This window comes from Bacillus daqingensis, assembly GCF_042654445.1.
In the GTDB taxonomy this organism is placed as follows: domain Bacteria; phylum Bacillota; class Bacilli; order Bacillales; family Salisediminibacteriaceae; genus Alkalicoccus; species Alkalicoccus luteus.
This window is the reverse complement of the sequence record NZ_JBHSGK010000021.1, coordinates 298,055-313,571: the sequence shown is the minus strand read 5'-3', so window position 1 is coordinate 313,571 and position 15,517 is coordinate 298,055. Positions and strand designations below refer to the sequence as shown.

At 48.3% G+C, this 15,517-nt stretch carries 17 protein-coding genes; 10 read left to right on the top strand and 7 right to left on the bottom strand.

The features are described 5' to 3' along the window. Positions 1-143: 143 nt before the first annotated feature. From ACFO4L_RS17115 to ACFO4L_RS17100, 4 genes are all read right to left on the bottom strand, one after another. Entirely contained in the window at positions 144-344 is a 201-nt protein-coding gene (locus tag ACFO4L_RS17115) for a hypothetical protein (RefSeq protein WP_377910880.1), read from the bottom strand. Between the two features lie 473 nt (positions 345-817). After that, complete coding sequence (gene cydS / locus ACFO4L_RS17110) at positions 818-1,009, bottom strand: cytochrome bd oxidase small subunit CydS family protein (RefSeq protein WP_377910879.1); 192 nt, start codon at positions 1,007-1,009, stop codon at positions 818-820. A gap of 17 nt (positions 1,010-1,026) precedes the next feature. Beyond that, positions 1,027-2,040, bottom strand: a complete 1,014-nt coding sequence (locus tag ACFO4L_RS17105) for a cytochrome d ubiquinol oxidase subunit II (RefSeq protein WP_377910878.1) — start codon at positions 2,038-2,040, stop codon at positions 1,027-1,029. A gap of 22 nt (positions 2,041-2,062) precedes the next feature. Further along, the gene (locus ACFO4L_RS17100; protein WP_377910877.1) at positions 2,063-3,412 is read right to left on the bottom strand and encodes a cytochrome ubiquinol oxidase subunit I; all 1,350 of its coding nucleotides are present in this window, start codon (positions 3,410-3,412) and stop codon (positions 2,063-2,065) included. Between the two features lie 168 nt (positions 3,413-3,580). Between ACFO4L_RS17100 and ACFO4L_RS17095 the strand changes: the two genes are divergently transcribed. Next, positions 3,581-4,135 (top strand): response regulator transcription factor, encoded by a 555-nt coding sequence (locus tag ACFO4L_RS17095; protein WP_377910876.1) that lies wholly within the window; start codon positions 3,581-3,583, stop codon positions 4,133-4,135. A 146-nt stretch (positions 4,136-4,281) separates the two neighbouring features. Here ACFO4L_RS17095 and ACFO4L_RS17090 read toward each other — a convergent pair whose 3' ends face one another. Beyond that, positions 4,282-4,932 carry an NAD(P)-dependent oxidoreductase gene (locus ACFO4L_RS17090; protein ID WP_377910875.1) on the bottom strand — a complete coding sequence of 217 codons (651 nt, stop codon included), beginning with the start codon at positions 4,930-4,932 and terminating at the stop codon, positions 4,282-4,284. Positions 4,933-5,049: 117 nt separating this feature from the next. Between ACFO4L_RS17090 and ACFO4L_RS17085 the strand changes: the two genes are divergently transcribed. The 9 genes from ACFO4L_RS17085 (at position 5,050) to ACFO4L_RS17045 (ending at position 13,300) form a co-directional block, all read left to right on the top strand. Next, positions 5,050-5,775 carry an urease accessory protein UreH domain-containing protein gene (locus ACFO4L_RS17085; RefSeq protein ID WP_377910874.1) on the top strand — a complete coding sequence of 242 codons (726 nt, stop codon included), beginning with the start codon at positions 5,050-5,052 and terminating at the stop codon, positions 5,773-5,775. Between the two features lie 169 nt (positions 5,776-5,944). Next, complete coding sequence (locus ACFO4L_RS17080) at positions 5,945-7,096, top strand: acyl-CoA dehydrogenase family protein (protein ID WP_377910873.1); 1,152 nt, start codon at positions 5,945-5,947, stop codon at positions 7,094-7,096. Between the two features lie 17 nt (positions 7,097-7,113). After that, positions 7,114-8,448 carry an acetyl-CoA carboxylase biotin carboxylase subunit gene (locus ACFO4L_RS17075; RefSeq protein WP_377910872.1) on the top strand — a complete coding sequence of 445 codons (1,335 nt, stop codon included), beginning with the start codon at positions 7,114-7,116 and terminating at the stop codon, positions 8,446-8,448. Positions 8,449-8,467: 19 nt separating this feature from the next. Then, the gene (locus ACFO4L_RS17070; RefSeq protein WP_377910871.1) at positions 8,468-8,680 is read left to right on the top strand and encodes an acetyl-CoA carboxylase biotin carboxyl carrier protein subunit; all 213 of its coding nucleotides are present in this window, start codon (positions 8,468-8,470) and stop codon (positions 8,678-8,680) included. A gap of 14 nt (positions 8,681-8,694) precedes the next feature. After that, positions 8,695-9,606 carry a hydroxymethylglutaryl-CoA lyase gene (locus ACFO4L_RS17065; protein ID WP_377910870.1) on the top strand — a complete coding sequence of 304 codons (912 nt, stop codon included), beginning with the start codon at positions 8,695-8,697 and terminating at the stop codon, positions 9,604-9,606. Then, on the top strand, positions 9,603-10,376 hold the full coding sequence (locus ACFO4L_RS17060) for an enoyl-CoA hydratase-related protein (protein WP_377910869.1): 774 nt from the start codon (positions 9,603-9,605) through the stop codon (positions 10,374-10,376). The genes ACFO4L_RS17065 and ACFO4L_RS17060 overlap by 4 nt, the downstream gene beginning before the upstream one ends. A gap of 15 nt (positions 10,377-10,391) precedes the next feature. Next, on the top strand, positions 10,392-11,921 hold the full coding sequence (locus ACFO4L_RS17055; protein WP_377910868.1) for an acyl-CoA carboxylase subunit beta: 1,530 nt from the start codon (positions 10,392-10,394) through the stop codon (positions 11,919-11,921). Between the two features lie 30 nt (positions 11,922-11,951). Then, positions 11,952-12,644, top strand: coding sequence for a CoA transferase subunit A (locus ACFO4L_RS17050; RefSeq protein ID WP_377910867.1), 693 nt, complete (start codon positions 11,952-11,954; stop codon positions 12,642-12,644). Positions 12,645-12,661: 17 nt separating this feature from the next. Further along, positions 12,662-13,300 (top strand): 3-oxoacid CoA-transferase subunit B, encoded by a 639-nt coding sequence (locus tag ACFO4L_RS17045; RefSeq protein WP_377910866.1) that lies wholly within the window; start codon positions 12,662-12,664, stop codon positions 13,298-13,300. Positions 13,301-13,380: 80 nt separating this feature from the next. Here ACFO4L_RS17045 and ACFO4L_RS17040 read toward each other — a convergent pair whose 3' ends face one another. Both ACFO4L_RS17040 and ACFO4L_RS17035 read right to left on the bottom strand, forming a co-directional pair. Then, on the bottom strand, positions 13,381-14,022 hold the full coding sequence (locus ACFO4L_RS17040) for a 3'-5' exonuclease (protein WP_377910865.1): 642 nt from the start codon (positions 14,020-14,022) through the stop codon (positions 13,381-13,383). A gap of 145 nt (positions 14,023-14,167) precedes the next feature. Continuing rightward, positions 14,168-15,259, bottom strand: a complete 1,092-nt coding sequence (locus ACFO4L_RS17035) for an ABC transporter ATP-binding protein (RefSeq protein ID WP_377910864.1) — start codon at positions 15,257-15,259, stop codon at positions 14,168-14,170. Positions 15,260-15,517 lie beyond the last annotated feature (258 nt).

Below are 15,517 nucleotides of genomic sequence, written 5' to 3'. Positions count from 1 at the left end.
GCCTCCCTGAAGTGTATGATATGTATTAATACAGTTATAACATATTTTGCTTACGATAAGGTAAAACAAGACGATTATTAACAGCTCCAATAAAGAATGGCCTGTTCCAGAAACGGAACAGGCCATACAGAGTATGGATAAAGTCATTTTAAGTGAATAACGTTGCACCTGCCTGCATCTACGGACACTCGCTTTCCGGAGGGAACGGCCTCAGCTAACCACTCCCTCCTGCTGTCCGCCGGATCTTCGCCTCGTTCGGATCCTCCTGGAGTCGAGATCCTCCAATTTGGCAGCTGCCAGTCCGGTTGAAACGCCTGGTGATGATTCACACGTGCTTGTTCCATATGGATGGAACCTTTATATAGGCAACGCTTCGATGTCGAATAAGGATTACTAGTGCTTTCACGCATGTACCATGGAACAGTCGTATCTACCGATCGGAACGTTTTTCTCCAACAAACAAATCCATTTTCCCTTCGTGTCCGGCGGGGACGTGGAAGCCACGCAGCCTGAAGATTCCGTGCCGCTCAGATCTGCGAGCGGCATCCACGCACGAGCGGAGCCGGACTGGGTCTTGAAGGCTTCTTGTAAGAAGCCTGTGTCCGAGTGAAGCCGTGCCTTTCTTCCCTTCATACAGGGGTCACGTCACCCTGAGAAATAGCTGAAGGCCAGCCCACGGCAGGCTCGGTTAACAGAGGGGAAAAACAACCAAACGAATAAATAATTAAGTTGAAAGACTTTTCCAACAGCCTGAATGGCCTGTTCCAGAAACGGAACAGGCCATTCAGGCTGAACAAAACAATAGGACCGTTTTGATTTACGAGCCGGATGCCTTTTTATCGTGAAGCTCCGGCGCAGAAGCCTCTGCTTCCTGCTCGGAATCGTAGTTTACTGCTTCAGCGTTCCGAACGAAAGCCGGCGGCCTCCCTTTAGCAGCCCACAAAAAGACGAGCACGACACACGCGACTAAAACAAGCTGCGGGGCCCAAAATATCAGAAAATCAGTCATGGATCATTCTCCTCTCGTTATTTTCTACCCTCAACATAATCGGCGTCAAACAAAAATAGTCTCATGAGCAGATACAGGGATGGGACGAGCAGAAGCAGACCTGCAATGAAGGCGATGATAAGTGCTGTAGCCATCGCTTCATTCGTAAACCCGTCGTAAATAGTTAAATACGGGTATAGCAAATAGGGCAGGTGAGAAGCCCCATAGGCAAAAAATGCGGCGAAATACTGGATCATGACCATGATAAAGGCAATGCCGTAGTTTCGCTTTTTCAAAATCAGCACGAATGCGGTTGTAAATGCAGCAGCTGAAATTGCAAACATCCACCAGAGGTCGAGCATTCCGGCAAAATGCTCCGGATTTCGGCCTCCGAGCAGGAAGAAAACAATGATTCCCATTCCGATAGAAGGAAACGCCCATGTGAGGGCATACGTTCGGAGCAGTTTCAGCGCTGTTTCATCCTTTGCCCGTGCTGCATAATAGCTTAGAAACGAAGCGGAGATGAACAGAACACTGACAATCGCAAGAATAACGACGCCCCATGAATAGAGGCTGCCGAATAACTCTCCATATAAAAGTTCGACGTTCCCGTTTTCTACGGTAATGTAGCCACCTTCAGAAATTGTCAGTACTGTCGTAAGCGACGCCGGAATCAACAGGCCTGTTGCTCCATACAGAAAGTTATAAAAATTACTTTCCTTAGCTCCGTAAGTGGCAAACGCATAATAGGAGCCCCGTATCGCTAAAAGAATTATCGCGATACTGCCCGGGACGAGCAGTGCCGTCCCGTAGTAATAGGCAGTCTCCGGAAAAAAGCCGACAATTCCAATAAAGAAAAATACGAGAAATACGTTCGTTACTTCCCATACCGGTGAAAGATAGCGTTGAATGATTGGGTGAATCATGTGATCTTTTTTCGTTCGCTTCGAATAGTAGCTGAAAAAGCCGGCGCCGAAATCAACGGATGCAACAATGAGGTAGCCGTATAAAAACAGCCAGAGAACTGTAATTCCAATTACTTCGTATGACACCGGACCACTCCTTTCTCTGTCATTACTTTACTTCATAGTTTTGAATATCGCGCTTATACATCTCCCGCTCAACCGGGTTGCGCTTAAACATCTTACGGAGCACCCCGATGCATGTAACAGCGAGTACTGTATATAAGAGAGCAAACAGGATGAGCATTAATCCGACTTGTCCGGAAGTAGTAGCACCTTCCGAGGTTCGCATGATGCCATTTAAAATCCACGGCTGTCGACCAACTTCAGCGAAGATCCAGCCTGATTCCATGGCAACAATCGCAAGCGGTCCGCCAGCAGCGACCATGATCAACAGCGGCTTATTAAAGGCATTCCACGTCTTCTTCCAGTTCATCACGACGAACAGTGTACTAACGGCAGCGAGGTACATGCCGATAAACACCATTAAGTCAAAGAAGTAGTGGACAAAAAGCGGCGGCAGGTCTTCTTCCGGAAATTCATTTAAGCCAATTACTTCTGTATCCGGCGTCCCTCCTGCTAGGATACTGAGTGCGTAAGGGATTTCCAGAGCATAGCTTATTTCATTATCTTCGTTTATGATGCCGCCAAGTATAAGCGGGGCTTCGGTTTCAGTTTCGAAGTGCCACTCAGCAGCAGCCAGCTTTTCAGGCTGATATTCGTGCAAATATTTACCGGAAAGATCTCCGATCACAGCTGTTCCAACCGCAAATACGGCACCGGCAACCATTGTCATGTGAAGGGCCTTGCGGTGGTACACGGATTTATTGCCGCGCAATATTTTCACCGCAGCAATTGCACCGAGCACGAAAGCAGCTGTTAAATAACACGTAATGATCACGTGAGATATTTTCGTCGGCGTAGCCGGGTTAAACATGGCTTCTAATGGATTTACATTTGTAACGACGCCGTCGATAATATCAAAACCTTGCGGCGCATTCATAAAGGCGTTGACCGTTGTGATGAAGAAAGCACTTGCTGTCGCTCCGATTACAATCGGAATAACGAGCAGGAAATGGCGCATCTTCGATTTAAACCTGTCCCACGTGTACAAATAAATGCCGAGGAATATCGCTTCAAAGAAAAAGGCGAAAACTTCCATAAACATCGGCAAGCCGATTGTGTGGCCGGCAGCCTGCATAAAATTCGGCCAAAGCAGACTTAGCTGCAGTCCCATCGCAGTACCGGTAACGACACCGATAGCGACTGTGATCACAAACCCTCGTGCCCATCGTCTCGCTAAAAGCGTATAGTGCGGGTCATTTCGTTTAATCCCCATCCACTCTGCAATGGCGATCATGATCGGAATCCCGACACCGATCGTGGCGAATATAGCATGAAACCCGAGTGTCAAATAGGTAAGTATTCTGCTTAAGAGGACCGGATCGTTCTCAAAAAACATATATTCTCCCCCTCAGTCATTAAACTCAAATAGTAGAGCTCAGTCGCTCGTAAATATATAATAATAGATAATATCACGGTCGTTTATAGGGGATAACCCCTAAGTTATGTGAATTTGTGAGCAATTATTGAACAGCTTACGACGGTTTTGTGAATGGAGGTTTTTAACATGCGTGTATTGATCGGCATGAACCACGAATTAATGAGGCACGGACTCGTGCAGCTGCTGTATGATTTGGGAGACATTGACTATATGGTAACAGCTGCCACGCGCGAAGAGTTGTATAAAAGCATGAGACTGTACTCTTTCACACACATTTTCGTTCATACAGCCTTGCCAGGTGCGCTTTCACCGGCTTCCTTTCACCAGGAAGCTGGAGCAGGCGTTTATTTGATCGGGACTGAAGAGGATAAAAGCCGTGACCTTCCGCTTTATGATACCCTTTCGCTGGACGAATGGATGCGAAGATTGAGCCGTATTATGAGAGGGGACCTGAAGCCGGGAGCAGTAGTCCTGCAAAGCAGCTCAGCTGAAGAACTGACGCTTAGAGAAGAAGAAGCTGTTCGTATGCGAATTCACGGCTACACCGTTCGGGAAACAGCAGCAGTGCTCGGTATATCGGAAAAAACCGTAGAAAATCACCGGCGCAGCGCTGCAAAAAAGCTGCATATAGCGAGCAGCCGGGACTGGATGGCGTTTGGTCGAAGCAAAGGGTTTATCTGACAAATAGCCCAGCCTGCTCCTGTTAGACAGCGTTAAACACTGTTAAAATGGGGGCAGATGGGAACGAACTTGCAGCGGCTCTCAATAACAGGAACAGGGCTTGCGGTCTCTAAACGCTCAAGTGAGCCCGGGTCCGGTTTTGCCGTTTATGACTCCGATTCCTCTGCCAGACCGACACGACAGTGAGAAAACTGAGGGTTCAAAAAATGTTCAAAAACAAAAGCTGCAGTAGAAGCAGGAGTGATACGCTTGCCTGCATTCGGCATAAAGTCAATTTTCCATGAAACAGGACGTGCTTCAGTGCCGTCAGGAAGATAAGTTGGACAAAAAATAGTCCAGTTCAGCTCACTGTCAGTTAAATGATGGAACACAAAGGCGTGTTCGATCGAACTGCGAGTCATCGGTTTTTTAGATTCATCCGTTTCGTAACGAAATTTATCCGGTGTGTGCATCGCATTTAAAATACCAGCAGTACCAATCGACACAAATCGTGAAATCCCCAGCTCCTGCATTCTGGCTGTTATAGCAGGTACAGCCTGGCTTAATACATCGGCCTTATCCGTGGAGAGAGCGGAAAAAACAGCTTCTGTACGGCTGTCTATGGCTTTGGATACATCATCCTTAGACAGAGCGTTTCCTGTAATCATTGTAACGGACGGATGATTTTTCCACGCTTCAGGAACCTTCTCCGGTGAGCGGATCAGCAAAGTCACCGTCCAGCCCGCCTGAAGTGCTCTTGAAGTAAATTCGCTTCCGGTTCTGCCGGTCGCGCCAAAAATAGAGATGTGCATCATCATTCCTCCAGCTCTTTAACGTGTTTACCTCTCTATTACCCTGATATACTTTACATATGCATCGGTTGCAAAGACAATAGCAGTTTATTCCACACTTTCATTTAAGAGAGGATTAATTATATGTTTGAAACGGTTGACGGCATCATCCAGATTATACGGGATCCATTTATGAATGCAGCTGAAAGCGTCCAGTCATTTCCGATGCTGTATGCGTTTGCTTTAGGAATCGTCGGAGCACTTGCTCCTTGTCAGCTGTCAGGCAACATTACAGCGATGACGCTTTATGGTTCCAATTCCATCCGTAAAGGTATTTCCTGGCTGGACACCGTTCAGTTTTTAGCAGGCAAAGCAGCAGCTTTTTCACTGCTGGGACTTATCGTGTTTTTGCTCGGACAGGAATTCCAGCGGCAGCTCCCGCTTTTCTTTGAACCCTTCCGCTGGATGATCGGGCCGCTTTTGATCGCGATCGGGTTATTTCTAGCCGGATTTCTTCCTCTGAATTTCCGCATACCATATCGATTTGAGAAAAAATCGAGACGGGGAGGAGGGGCATTTTTGCTCGGGTTTACTTTCTCACTCGCATTTTGCCCGACGATGTTCATTCTGTTCTTCGTCCTCATGATGCCGGCTGCAGTGGCATCACCTGCTGGAGCGATCATGCCGGCATTGTTCGCAGCTGGTACAACATTGCCTTTTCTGCTTCTTGTATTTGTTATTTGGTATTTGGACTTGGGAGGCAAAGCAGTTAAATTAGGCAAGCAAGCCGGTAAGTGGGTGCAAACCGCAGCGGGCGTTCTAATCATTTTTATCGGCGTATTCGATATTATGACGTTCTGGCCGCTTTGACAGCGGCCATTTCCCTGATCGTAATCAATTTTTCGAGCAGCTTTACATTTTACATGCGCTCTATTATACTTTTATTTACAGCGGTACAATCTGAACGAATGCTCAGTCAGTGCCGTTTCTTATTTGCGGTAAAATGTAAGCCCTTACATAATGGAGAGGAGAGAAGAGAATGGATTTTCAACTGACGAAAGAACAGCGCATGATTCAAGATATGGTACAGGATTTTGCAGAAAAAGAAATTGCCCCGATTGCAGACAGCATCGATAAAGAGGAACGGTTTCCTGAAGAGATTTTTAAGCAAATGGGGGAGCTTGGTCTGCTTGGAATTCCATTTCCGGAAGAATACGGCGGCTCTGGCGGAGATACTATTTCCTATATCCTCGCAGTTGAAGAAATCGGAAAAGTTTGCGGAAGCACCGGGTTAAGCTATGCTGCAGCCGTATCTCTCGGAGCGTCACCGCTTTATCATTTTGGCACACAAGCCCAGAAGCAAGAGCATCTGACGCCGCTTGCATCAGGTAAAACGCTCGGTTCTTTTGGTTTGACTGAGCCAAATGCCGGTTCAGATGCAGGCGGAACTCGGACGAAGGCCGTGAAGAAAGGCGACCGCTATATCATCAATGGGGAAAAGTGCTGGATTACAAACGCGAGCTATGCAAGGACGATTATCGTAACAGCGGTAACCGGGGAGCGTGAAAACGGACGAAAGCAAATTTCTGCATTTATTGTACCTGCTGATGCCAAAGGACTTACGATCAGAGCAGAGTACGAAAAAATGGGCGTAAGAGGATCGAATACGACAGAGCTCATTCTTGAAGATGTAGAAGTCCCGGAGGAAAACATTCTTGGGGACGCGGAAAAAGGGTTTAATCAGTTTTTATACACGCTTGACGGCGGCCGGATCTCTATTGCCGCACTGGCACTTGGCATCGGCCGTGCAGCCTATGAGGCTGCACTAGCTTACAGCAATGAGCGTAAGCAGTTTGGGCGGCACATTGGCAGCTTTCAGGCTATCCAATTTAAGCTTTCCAACATGGCAATGGAGCTGGAGCTTGCTAAAAACATGATTTTGAAGGCTGCCTGGTTAAAGGATCATAAAAAGCCATTTAAAAAAGAAGCGGCAATGGCGAAGCTGTTTGCATCTGAAGCTGCAACGAGAGCTTGTAATGAAGCGCTGCAGATACACGGCGGATACGGCTATATGCGCGAATATAAAATCGAGCGGTTTTTACGGGATGCGAAGTTGATGGAGATCGGGGAAGGCACATCTGAAATTCAGCGTCTGGTCATTGCACGTGAAATCGGCTGTCCACAAGCCTGATGAAGGGGGAACTAAATATGATCAATAAACTGTTAATTGCAAACCGCGGCGAAATCGCCTGCCGAATTATCCGTACGTGCCGCAGTCTCGATATTACCAGTATCGCCGTTTATTCGGAGGCTGACAGCCGCGCTCAGCATGTTTTGATGGCGGATGAATCAGTGGAAATCGGCGGAGCCCGCGTAAAAGAAAGCTACTTGAACATGGACGCGGTCCTGCAGGCGGCAAAGGATTTTGGTGCTGATGCGATTCATCCCGGCTATGGTCTGCTGTCTGAAAATGCCGAGTTTGCTGAACGAGTAGCAGCCGAAGGGATGCTTTTTATCGGTCCTGCACCTGAGTCCATTGCAAAAATGGGAGACAAGATTCAGGCGAGAAAACTCATGGAAGCTGCCTCTGTTCCAGTTGTACCAGGAAGGGTGCTTGACGGAGAATCTGAAAAAGAACTCGTGCTTGCCGCTCGCAGCATCGGCTTCCCCGTTATGCTGAAAGCAGCAGCAGGCGGCGGCGGTATCGGCATGCAGCGTGTTGACGATGAGACACAGCTTGTGAAAGCAGCGGCTTCTGTGCGGAAGAAGGCAGAGACCTTTTTCGGATCTGGTGATTTATTTCTCGAAAAATACATCATTGATCCTCGCCACGTAGAAGCACAGGTGTTTGGAGATGGAAACGGCAACGTCCGAGTGCTTGGGACACGGGATTGTTCTGTTCAGCGCCGGCACCAGAAAGTGATCGAAGAAGCACCTGCACCTGCTCTTGCTGCGGAAACGATTGAAGCGCTTGAGGAATCAGCGCGCCGCGCCGCTGCTTCGATTCACTACCGGAATGCGGGAACCGTTGAGTTTATCGTAAGCGCCGAAGAGGATGTATACTTTTTGGAGATGAACACGCGTTTACAGGTTGAACATCCGGTAACTGAAGAAACAACCGGCACCGATCTTGTAGAATGGCAGCTCCTGCTTGCTTCCGGATCTGCACTAGACGAGCTTCCTGTCCGGTTTGATGCAGCAGCAGCTTCAGTCGAAGCTCGAATTTATGCGGAAGATCCAAAAACATTCTTCCCTTCTCCGGGAACGATCACAGCTTGGAAATTCCCTGAGGTAGAAGGGATCCGCTATGATATGGGGTTTGTAGAAGGAGATACGATCAGCCCTTTTTACGATCCGATGGTAGGAAAAGTGATCGCCCGCGGCGAATCTAGACAACAGGCAGTAAATCTGCTGATTGATGCACTGGAACAGGCGGAGACAGCCGGGATCAAAACAAATATCCCAATGTTGATCGAGGTGTTGAAGGATCCGCGTTTTCAGCGTGCCGAAATAAATACACACTTTTTAATGCAGACGAATTAATGTAAAGGAGGAGCAGAAGATGGCAGACATTCAAACAACGATGGCAGGGAACGTATGGAAAATTAACGTAAAAGTAGGCGACGAGGTACAGGAGGGTGACGAAGTTGTGATTTTAGAATCTATGAAAATGGAGATTCCAATCGCAGCCGAACAAAGCGGCACCGTTTCCGAAGTACTTGTAGAAGAAGGAAGCTTTGTGAATGAAGAAGATGTCGTAGTGAAGCTCGGCTAAGGAGGGACAGGCGTATGACGATTCCAGCGGAAGCTGTTCTGAAGGAAGTCGGTCCTAGAGACGGTCTGCAAAATGAGCAGGCGCTTGTCTCCACGGAAAAAAAAGTTGCCTGGATCGAAAAGCTTACGGATGCCGGACTCACCTATATCGAAGTGTCGTCATTTGTATCACCTAAGTGGATCCCAGCACTAGCTGATGCCGACGATGTGTTCCGGTATTTAAAGCGAAAAGAAGGTGTGACGTATGCGGCGCTCGTTCCGAACGCAAAAGGGCTTGAGCGCGCGCTTCGTGCTGACGTCGACGAAATAGGGTTGTTCGTCTCATCAAGCGACACACACAATAGACGGAACGTTAATAAGTCGACTGAAGAATCGCTGACACTCCTTCGGGAGGTAGCTGAAGAAGCAAAAGCTGCGGGGAAAACAGTGAGAGGGTATGTATCTACTGTTTTTGGATGCCCGTATGAAGGCAGGGTGTCGATCGGACAGGTGGAAAAGACGGCACATGCCCTGCTTGACATGGGGGTAGATGAGTTGTCGCTTGGAGACACGATCGGCGTAGCAAATCCGCTTCAGGTCAAGCAGGTCATCCGCCAGTTAAAAACCACCATACCCACAGGAAGACTGGCTTTGCATTTCCATAATACGCGCGGACTCGCCTGTGCAAACATTATGGCCGGTCTGGAGCAGAATATTCAAGTATTTGATGGCGCCAACGGGGGTCTGGGAGGATGTCCGTATGCAAAAGGGGCTACCGGCAACGTTGCGACAGAAGATGTGCAGTACTTGATGGATGCGCTCGGCGTGAAAACAGGTGTATCGCTAAAGGGGCTCGTAAAAGCTGCAGAATACATTGAGCCGCACGTCGGCACTAAGCTGCCAAGCTACCAGCTGCAGCTGCAGCAGGAAGAGGAGGATGGCGCATGATGATACAGGCGGAAGTAAGAGATCGGACCGGCTGGCTTACGCTGGATCGCGAGGATGCTGCGAATGCATTGAGCAGCGACTTAATTGCACAGGCTTCTGACGTCCTGCAGGAGTGGCGTCATGACACAGCTGTCCGCTCTGTCATCATAACCGGTGCGGGCAAGAAAGTGTTTTGTGCTGGAGCTGATTTGAAAGAGCGTTCTAAAATGCAGGAATCTGAAGTATGGCAGGCAGTAGCCTCCATTCGAAGCTTTATTGAAAGCGTTTACGAGATGCCGCAGCCTGTTATCGCTGCTATAAACGGCCATGCCATCGGTGGAGGTCTGGAACTGGCTTTAGCCTGTGATCTTCGAATCAGCACCGATCAAGCTTTTTTCTCTCTCGCAGAAACCGGTTTGGGGATCATTCCAGGAGCTGGAGGTACGCAGCGGCTCCCGAGATTAATAGGGGAGCAGAAAGCAAAAGAAATGATTCTGACAGGACGCAAGCTTGCGGCAGATGAAGCGGAAGAAAGCGGTCTGATCCTTAAATATGTGCCGGTGAAGCACTTGTACGAGGAAGCCTCTATGATGGCTGGGCTCGTTAACAGCCGTGCACCACTCGCCATTCGTTCCGCAAAAACAGCTGTAAATCAGGGAATACAGACAGACCTGCAGACCGGGCTCGAGCTGGAGCGCAAGCAGTATGAACAGACAATCGGGACAGAAGATCGACTTGAAGGGTTAAGAGCCTTTAAGGAAAAACGGCCGCCTGAATTTACAGGACGCTGATAAGGAGAGATAGGAATGACGCTGAAACTGGATAAAACCTGGCAGGAGCGGGTGGAGCAGATTGAAAAAGGCGGGAATGAGAAATATCATGAAGCGAATGCTTCAAAAGGCAAGCTGTTTGTCAGGGACAGGCTTGCACGTCTTTTTGATGACAGCTCGTGGAAGGAAGATGGAAAATTTGCCAACGCTGAGACAGAAGGATTACCTGCAGACGGTGTTATCACGGCGATCGGTAAAGTAGACGGCCGCACCGTGTGTGTAATGGCCAATGACTCAACCGTGAAGGCTGGATCGTGGGGGGCAAAGACGGTCGAAAAAATCATTCGTATTCAGGAGACCGCACTAAAGCTGAAAGCTCCGATGTTCTATTTGGTAGACAGCGCTGGAGCAAGGATTACGGACCAGATCGAGATGTTCCCAAACCGTCGCGGTGCCGGACGGATTTTCCATAATCAAGTAAAGCTTTCCGGGATGGTTCCGCAAATTTGTGTGTTGTTCGGTCCCTCTGCTGCCGGAGGAGCATATATTCCGTCGTTTTGTGACATCGTCATCATGGTAGAAGGCAATGCAAGTATGTATCTGGGTTCTCCGCGAATGGCAGAAATGGTCATTGGGGAAAAAGTTAGTCTTGAAGAAATGGGCGGCGCTAAAATGCACTGCTCTGTTTCGGGCTGTGGGGATGTACTGGCGGCTGATGAACCTGAAGCGATTGAAGCAGCCCGCTCTTATTTTTCGTATATGCCGGAAAACTATCAAACAGTTTCCGCAGTAAAAGAAGCTGTACCAGCTGTTGAAAAGGATTTGGAAAAGCTTGTGCCTGCCAATCAGAACGTGCCATTCGATATGCATCAGTTTATCGATGGACTGATTGATGAAAGCAGCTTTTTTGAGGTGAAGGCGTTGTTTGCAAAGGAGCTGATTACCGGTCTGGCAAGAATAGAAGGGCGCACAGTAGGAATTATCGCAAATCAGCCAAAGCAGAAGGGCGGCGTACTATTTCACGATTCTGCCGATAAAGCAGCGAGATTTATTACGATGTGTGATGCATTTGGTATTCCGCTGCTTTTCCTCGTTGACGTTCCGGGCTTTATGATTGGAACGAGAGTAGAAAAAGCAGGGATCATCCGTCACGGTGCAAAGATGGTAGCAGCTATGTCTTCTGCTTCTGTTCCTAAAATTTCAGTAGTCGTGCGAAAAGCATATGGAGCTGGCTTATATGCGATGGCAGGGCCGGCCTTTGAACCAGATGCCTGCATAGCGCTTCCTTCTGCTCAAATAGCAGTGATGGGACCTGAAGCAGCAGTGAACGCTGTGTATGCAAATAAAATAGCGGCGCTGGACGAATCAGACCGACCGGCTTTTATAGCGGAGAAGCGGAAAGAATATCAGGAAAACATAGATATTTACAGGCTTGCATCCGAAATGATTGTCGACGATGTCATACCTGCAGGCGCGCTTCGAGACAATTTGGCATCCCGGTTTGAGCTGTATGCCGGTAAAGATGTCGTTTTTTCAGAGAGAAAGCGTCCAATTTATCCCGTATAGCGCGTAATTAATCAGGAGAGGATGATCGTTGTGAAACAACTATACACAGACACGGCAGACATCACAGCTGATATAAAGGACGGCTCGACTATTCTCGTCGGCGGTTTTGGCCTGTGTGGCATTCCTGAAAATGTCATTAAGGCGCTTGTCGATAGCGGCGTTAAAGATTTAACGATTGTTTCCAACAACTGCGGAGTCGACGACTGGGGACTCGGCCTGCTGCTTGAAAAAAAGCAGATTAACAAGATTTATGCGTCATACGTCGGTGAGAATAAGGAATTTGAGCGTCAGGTGATCAACGGAGAGCTGGAAGTTGAGCTTGTACCTCAAGGAACCTTAGCGGAAAGACTCCGTGCCGGCGGAGCAGGCATCCCCGCTTTTTATACGCCTGCAGGAGTCGGCACACCGATTGCAGAGGGTAAAGAAGTCAGAACGTTTGATGGCAAGGAGTACGTACTCGAGCATGCCATTACCGGAGATGTCAGCATCGTACGTGCACATACTGGTGATACGTACGGCAACTTAATTTATCGTAAAACAGCTCAAAACTTCAACCCGATGATTGCGGCTGCCGGAGCAGTGACAATCGCTGAAGTAGAAAACCTGGTTGAAGCGGGAACGCTTGACCCGCAGTCGATTCATACACCAGGGATCTACGTCAACCGCATAATCGAAGCTGTTCAGGAAAATCGGATTGAACGGCGCACCGTGAAAGAAGCCTGATGAAGGAGGAAGAGCGGATGGAAAAAAAGGAAAAGCGCGAACGAATCGCACGACGGGCTGAAAAAGAAATCAAAGACGGCGATTACGTGAACCTCGGTATCGGTATGCCGACGATGGTAGCAAATTACCTGGATGCAGATAAAAAAGTAATGCTGCAGTCAGAAAACGGGCTGCTCGGGATCGGGCCTTATCCGGAAGCCGACGAAGTCGATGCAGATTTGATTAATGCCGGAAAAGAAACGGTGACAGAAGCGAAAGGTGCCGCTTATTTCAGCAGCGCTGAATCGTTTGCTATGATTCGCGGAGGTCATATTGACGTGGCTATCCTTGGCGCAATGGAGGTTTCCGAGTCTGGAGATCTGGCGAACTGGATGATACCGGGCAAAATGATCAAAGGAATGGGAGGAGCTATGGATCTCGTTCACGGTGCTAAACGCGTGATTATCATTATGGACCACGTCAGCCGGAACGGGACACCTAAAATCGTAAAATCATGCTCCCTTCCGTTAACCGGCCTTGGCGTTGTTAATCGGATTATCACCGAACGAGCCGTTATCGATGTGACCGAAACCGGTCTGGTCCTTGATGAAATACTTGATGGTTCAACACCTGAAGAAATTCAGGAAGCAACCGGCGCCCCGCTTTCCATGGATTGACTTACACGAAGCCATTAAATTAGAAATCTGCCTACGAAAAGAGCTGCCGCCGGATCGAGTGATCCGGCGGCAGCTCTTTTTTATCTTCTGTCCGACTGAATAAGACCGTTTGAGGAGAGAGCGAGCTGCTTTCGCTTCCGGTTGGCCGCTGGAGTGAAGTGGGCGCCGGGTGCAATCGAGCCGTTGTGAAGGTTCAGGTGCTGCAGAAAGGCTTGTTCGGAGAATGCGTTATGAATTTCCTGAGCCTTTATAATGATGGATGCAGCTGCCCGTGCATCATCCAGTGCATGGTGGTGATTAAGATCAATCGACAGCTCGTGGGCTACAGTGGATAATTTATGATTATAAAATTCAGGCCACGTTTTCCGGGATACTTGAACCGAGCAGTTATAAGCAGCAGAAAGACCGGAGATCCCCCATACCTGCAGAGCAGAACGAAGAACCTTCATGTCAAAACTTGCATTATGTGCAATTAGAAGCTGATCCTGAATCAGCGGCTCGATCTCCGGCCAAAGCTCCTGAAACGTCGGCTCACTCTTTACATCCTCCCACGTTATCCCGTGAACCCGTACACATTTTGGATCAAAATACGGCGAAAACGGACGAATTAATGAGTAGACTTCCTGCGTGATTTCGCTGTTCTCAACGCGTACAAGGCCGATAGCGCAGGCGCTTCCCTGTTCAGTTGATGCTGTTTCAAAGTCAATCGCAGTAAAATTCATAAATGACCTCCTGCAAACATATGTTTGTTTTAGTTTAGCATGAACATACTGCTGCGAAAAGAAAAACATGAAAAGAAGCTGTCCGCAGCCGGCATGGCTGGAACAGCTTCAAAAAGGGGGAATATTGAAACCCTGTTACAGGGAATCAGCGGATTCGCTGCTCAGTCTCTGGATCAAAGAAGTGAGCTTTGTTCATATCAAATGCGAGATCAATTTTCGTACCGCCGGTTACATCCGTACGGGAATCGACTCGTGCAATAAAATCCTGATCACTGACTTTTGAGTAGAGGTAGGATTCCGCACCCATAAGTTCAGCTACATCAATCGTCGCAGTAAAGCGGCTGTTCTCAGCTGCATCCAGGAAGACCGGTTCATCATGGAAATCTTCCGGACGAATACCAAGTACAAGATCTCTGCCGTCGTAGCCTTCAAGCATTTTCATCTTGCCGGCTGGAATCGTAACGGTATGCTCACCGATACTGAATGTATTTCCAGTCAGTTTTCCGTGGAGGAAGTTCATGGCAGGAGAGCCGATGAATCCGCCGACGAAAATATTTTCCGGATAATCATAAATGTCCTTCGGAGCACCGACCTGCTGTACGAGACCATCTTTCATGACGACGATTCTGGAAGCCATCGTCATCGCTTCTGTCTGGTCATGTGTAACGTAAATGGTAGTTGTCTGCAGCCGGTGGTGAAGTTTGATGATCTCTGCACGCATCTGCACACGAAGCTTCGCATCCAAGTTGGAAAGAGGCTCATCCATCAGGAATACCTTTGGATTTCGAACGATGGCACGACCGAGGGCAACACGCTGACGCTGACCACCGGACATTGCTTTCGGTTTACGGTCAAGCATCTCAGTCAGGCCAAGAATTTTGGCAGCATTACGGACGCGTTCGTCAATTTCCTGCTTAGGAAATTTTCTCAGCTTCAGCCCAAACGCCATGTTTTCATATACGTTCATGTGTGGATAAAGCGCATAGTTCTGGAACACCATTGCAATATCTCGGTCTTTAGGTGCCACATCGTTGACACGGTCGTCTCCAATGTAAAGGTCACCTTTTGAGATATCTTCAAGACCGGCTACCATTCGAAGCGTTGTCGATTTTCCACAGCCTGATGGTCCAACGAAGACGATGAATTCTTTGTCAGCGATGTCCAGGTTAAAGTCAGTAACTGCCTGTACATCACCGTCGTAAATTTTGTACAAATTCTTAAACGTAATATCAGCCATTTTAATTCCTCCCACAAACTCATTTTCTAATCTGTAATCAGTGTATCCTGTAAGGGTTTTCATATCTATGGTAACCGTGCACAAAAAAACTGGCTGTTGATTGTGCAAGATGCATGCGCTTTCACAAAAGTGCATACAGTCCCTGCTGACAACCGAAATCAAGGCTCTTGATGTCGTCAGGCACGAGCCTGCGTTCCTCCACCTGTGCAACGGCTTATCTACAAATGGTGAGGCCCATGCTTTGCGACATTCGCCTGG

Coding starts and splice junctions, on each gene's coding strand:
- ACFO4L_RS17060 (WP_377910869.1), top strand. CDS start 9,603: ATGATGATACAGGCGGAAGTAAGAGATCGGACCGGCTGGCTTACGCTG.
- ACFO4L_RS17070 (WP_377910871.1), top strand. CDS start 8,468: ATGGCAGACATTCAAACAACGATGGCAGGGAACGTATGGAAAATTAAC.
- ACFO4L_RS17080 (WP_377910873.1), top strand. CDS start 5,945: ATGGATTTTCAACTGACGAAAGAACAGCGCATGATTCAAGATATGGTA.
- ACFO4L_RS17095 (WP_377910876.1), top strand. CDS start 3,581: ATGCGTGTATTGATCGGCATGAACCACGAATTAATGAGGCACGGACTC.
- ACFO4L_RS17040 (WP_377910865.1), bottom strand. CDS start 14,022: ATGAATTTTACTGCGATTGACTTTGAAACAGCATCAACTGAACAGGGA.
- ACFO4L_RS17055 (WP_377910868.1), top strand. CDS start 10,392: ATGACGCTGAAACTGGATAAAACCTGGCAGGAGCGGGTGGAGCAGATT.
- ACFO4L_RS17035 (WP_377910864.1), bottom strand. CDS start 15,259: ATGGCTGATATTACGTTTAAGAATTTGTACAAAATTTACGACGGTGAT.
- ACFO4L_RS17085 (WP_377910874.1), top strand. CDS start 5,050: ATGTTTGAAACGGTTGACGGCATCATCCAGATTATACGGGATCCATTT.
- ACFO4L_RS17115 (WP_377910880.1), bottom strand. CDS start 344: ATGGAACAAGCACGTGTGAATCATCACCAGGCGTTTCAACCGGACTGG.
- ACFO4L_RS17090 (WP_377910875.1), bottom strand. CDS start 4,932: ATGATGATGCACATCTCTATTTTTGGCGCGACCGGCAGAACCGGAAGC.
- ACFO4L_RS17045 (WP_377910866.1), top strand. CDS start 12,662: ATGGAAAAAAAGGAAAAGCGCGAACGAATCGCACGACGGGCTGAAAAA.
- ACFO4L_RS17100 (WP_377910877.1), bottom strand. CDS start 3,412: ATGTTTTTTGAGAACGATCCGGTCCTCTTAAGCAGAATACTTACCTAT.
- ACFO4L_RS17075 (WP_377910872.1), top strand. CDS start 7,114: ATGATCAATAAACTGTTAATTGCAAACCGCGGCGAAATCGCCTGCCGA.
- ACFO4L_RS17065 (WP_377910870.1), top strand. CDS start 8,695: ATGACGATTCCAGCGGAAGCTGTTCTGAAGGAAGTCGGTCCTAGAGAC.
- cydS (WP_377910879.1), bottom strand. CDS start 1,009: ATGACTGATTTTCTGATATTTTGGGCCCCGCAGCTTGTTTTAGTCGCG.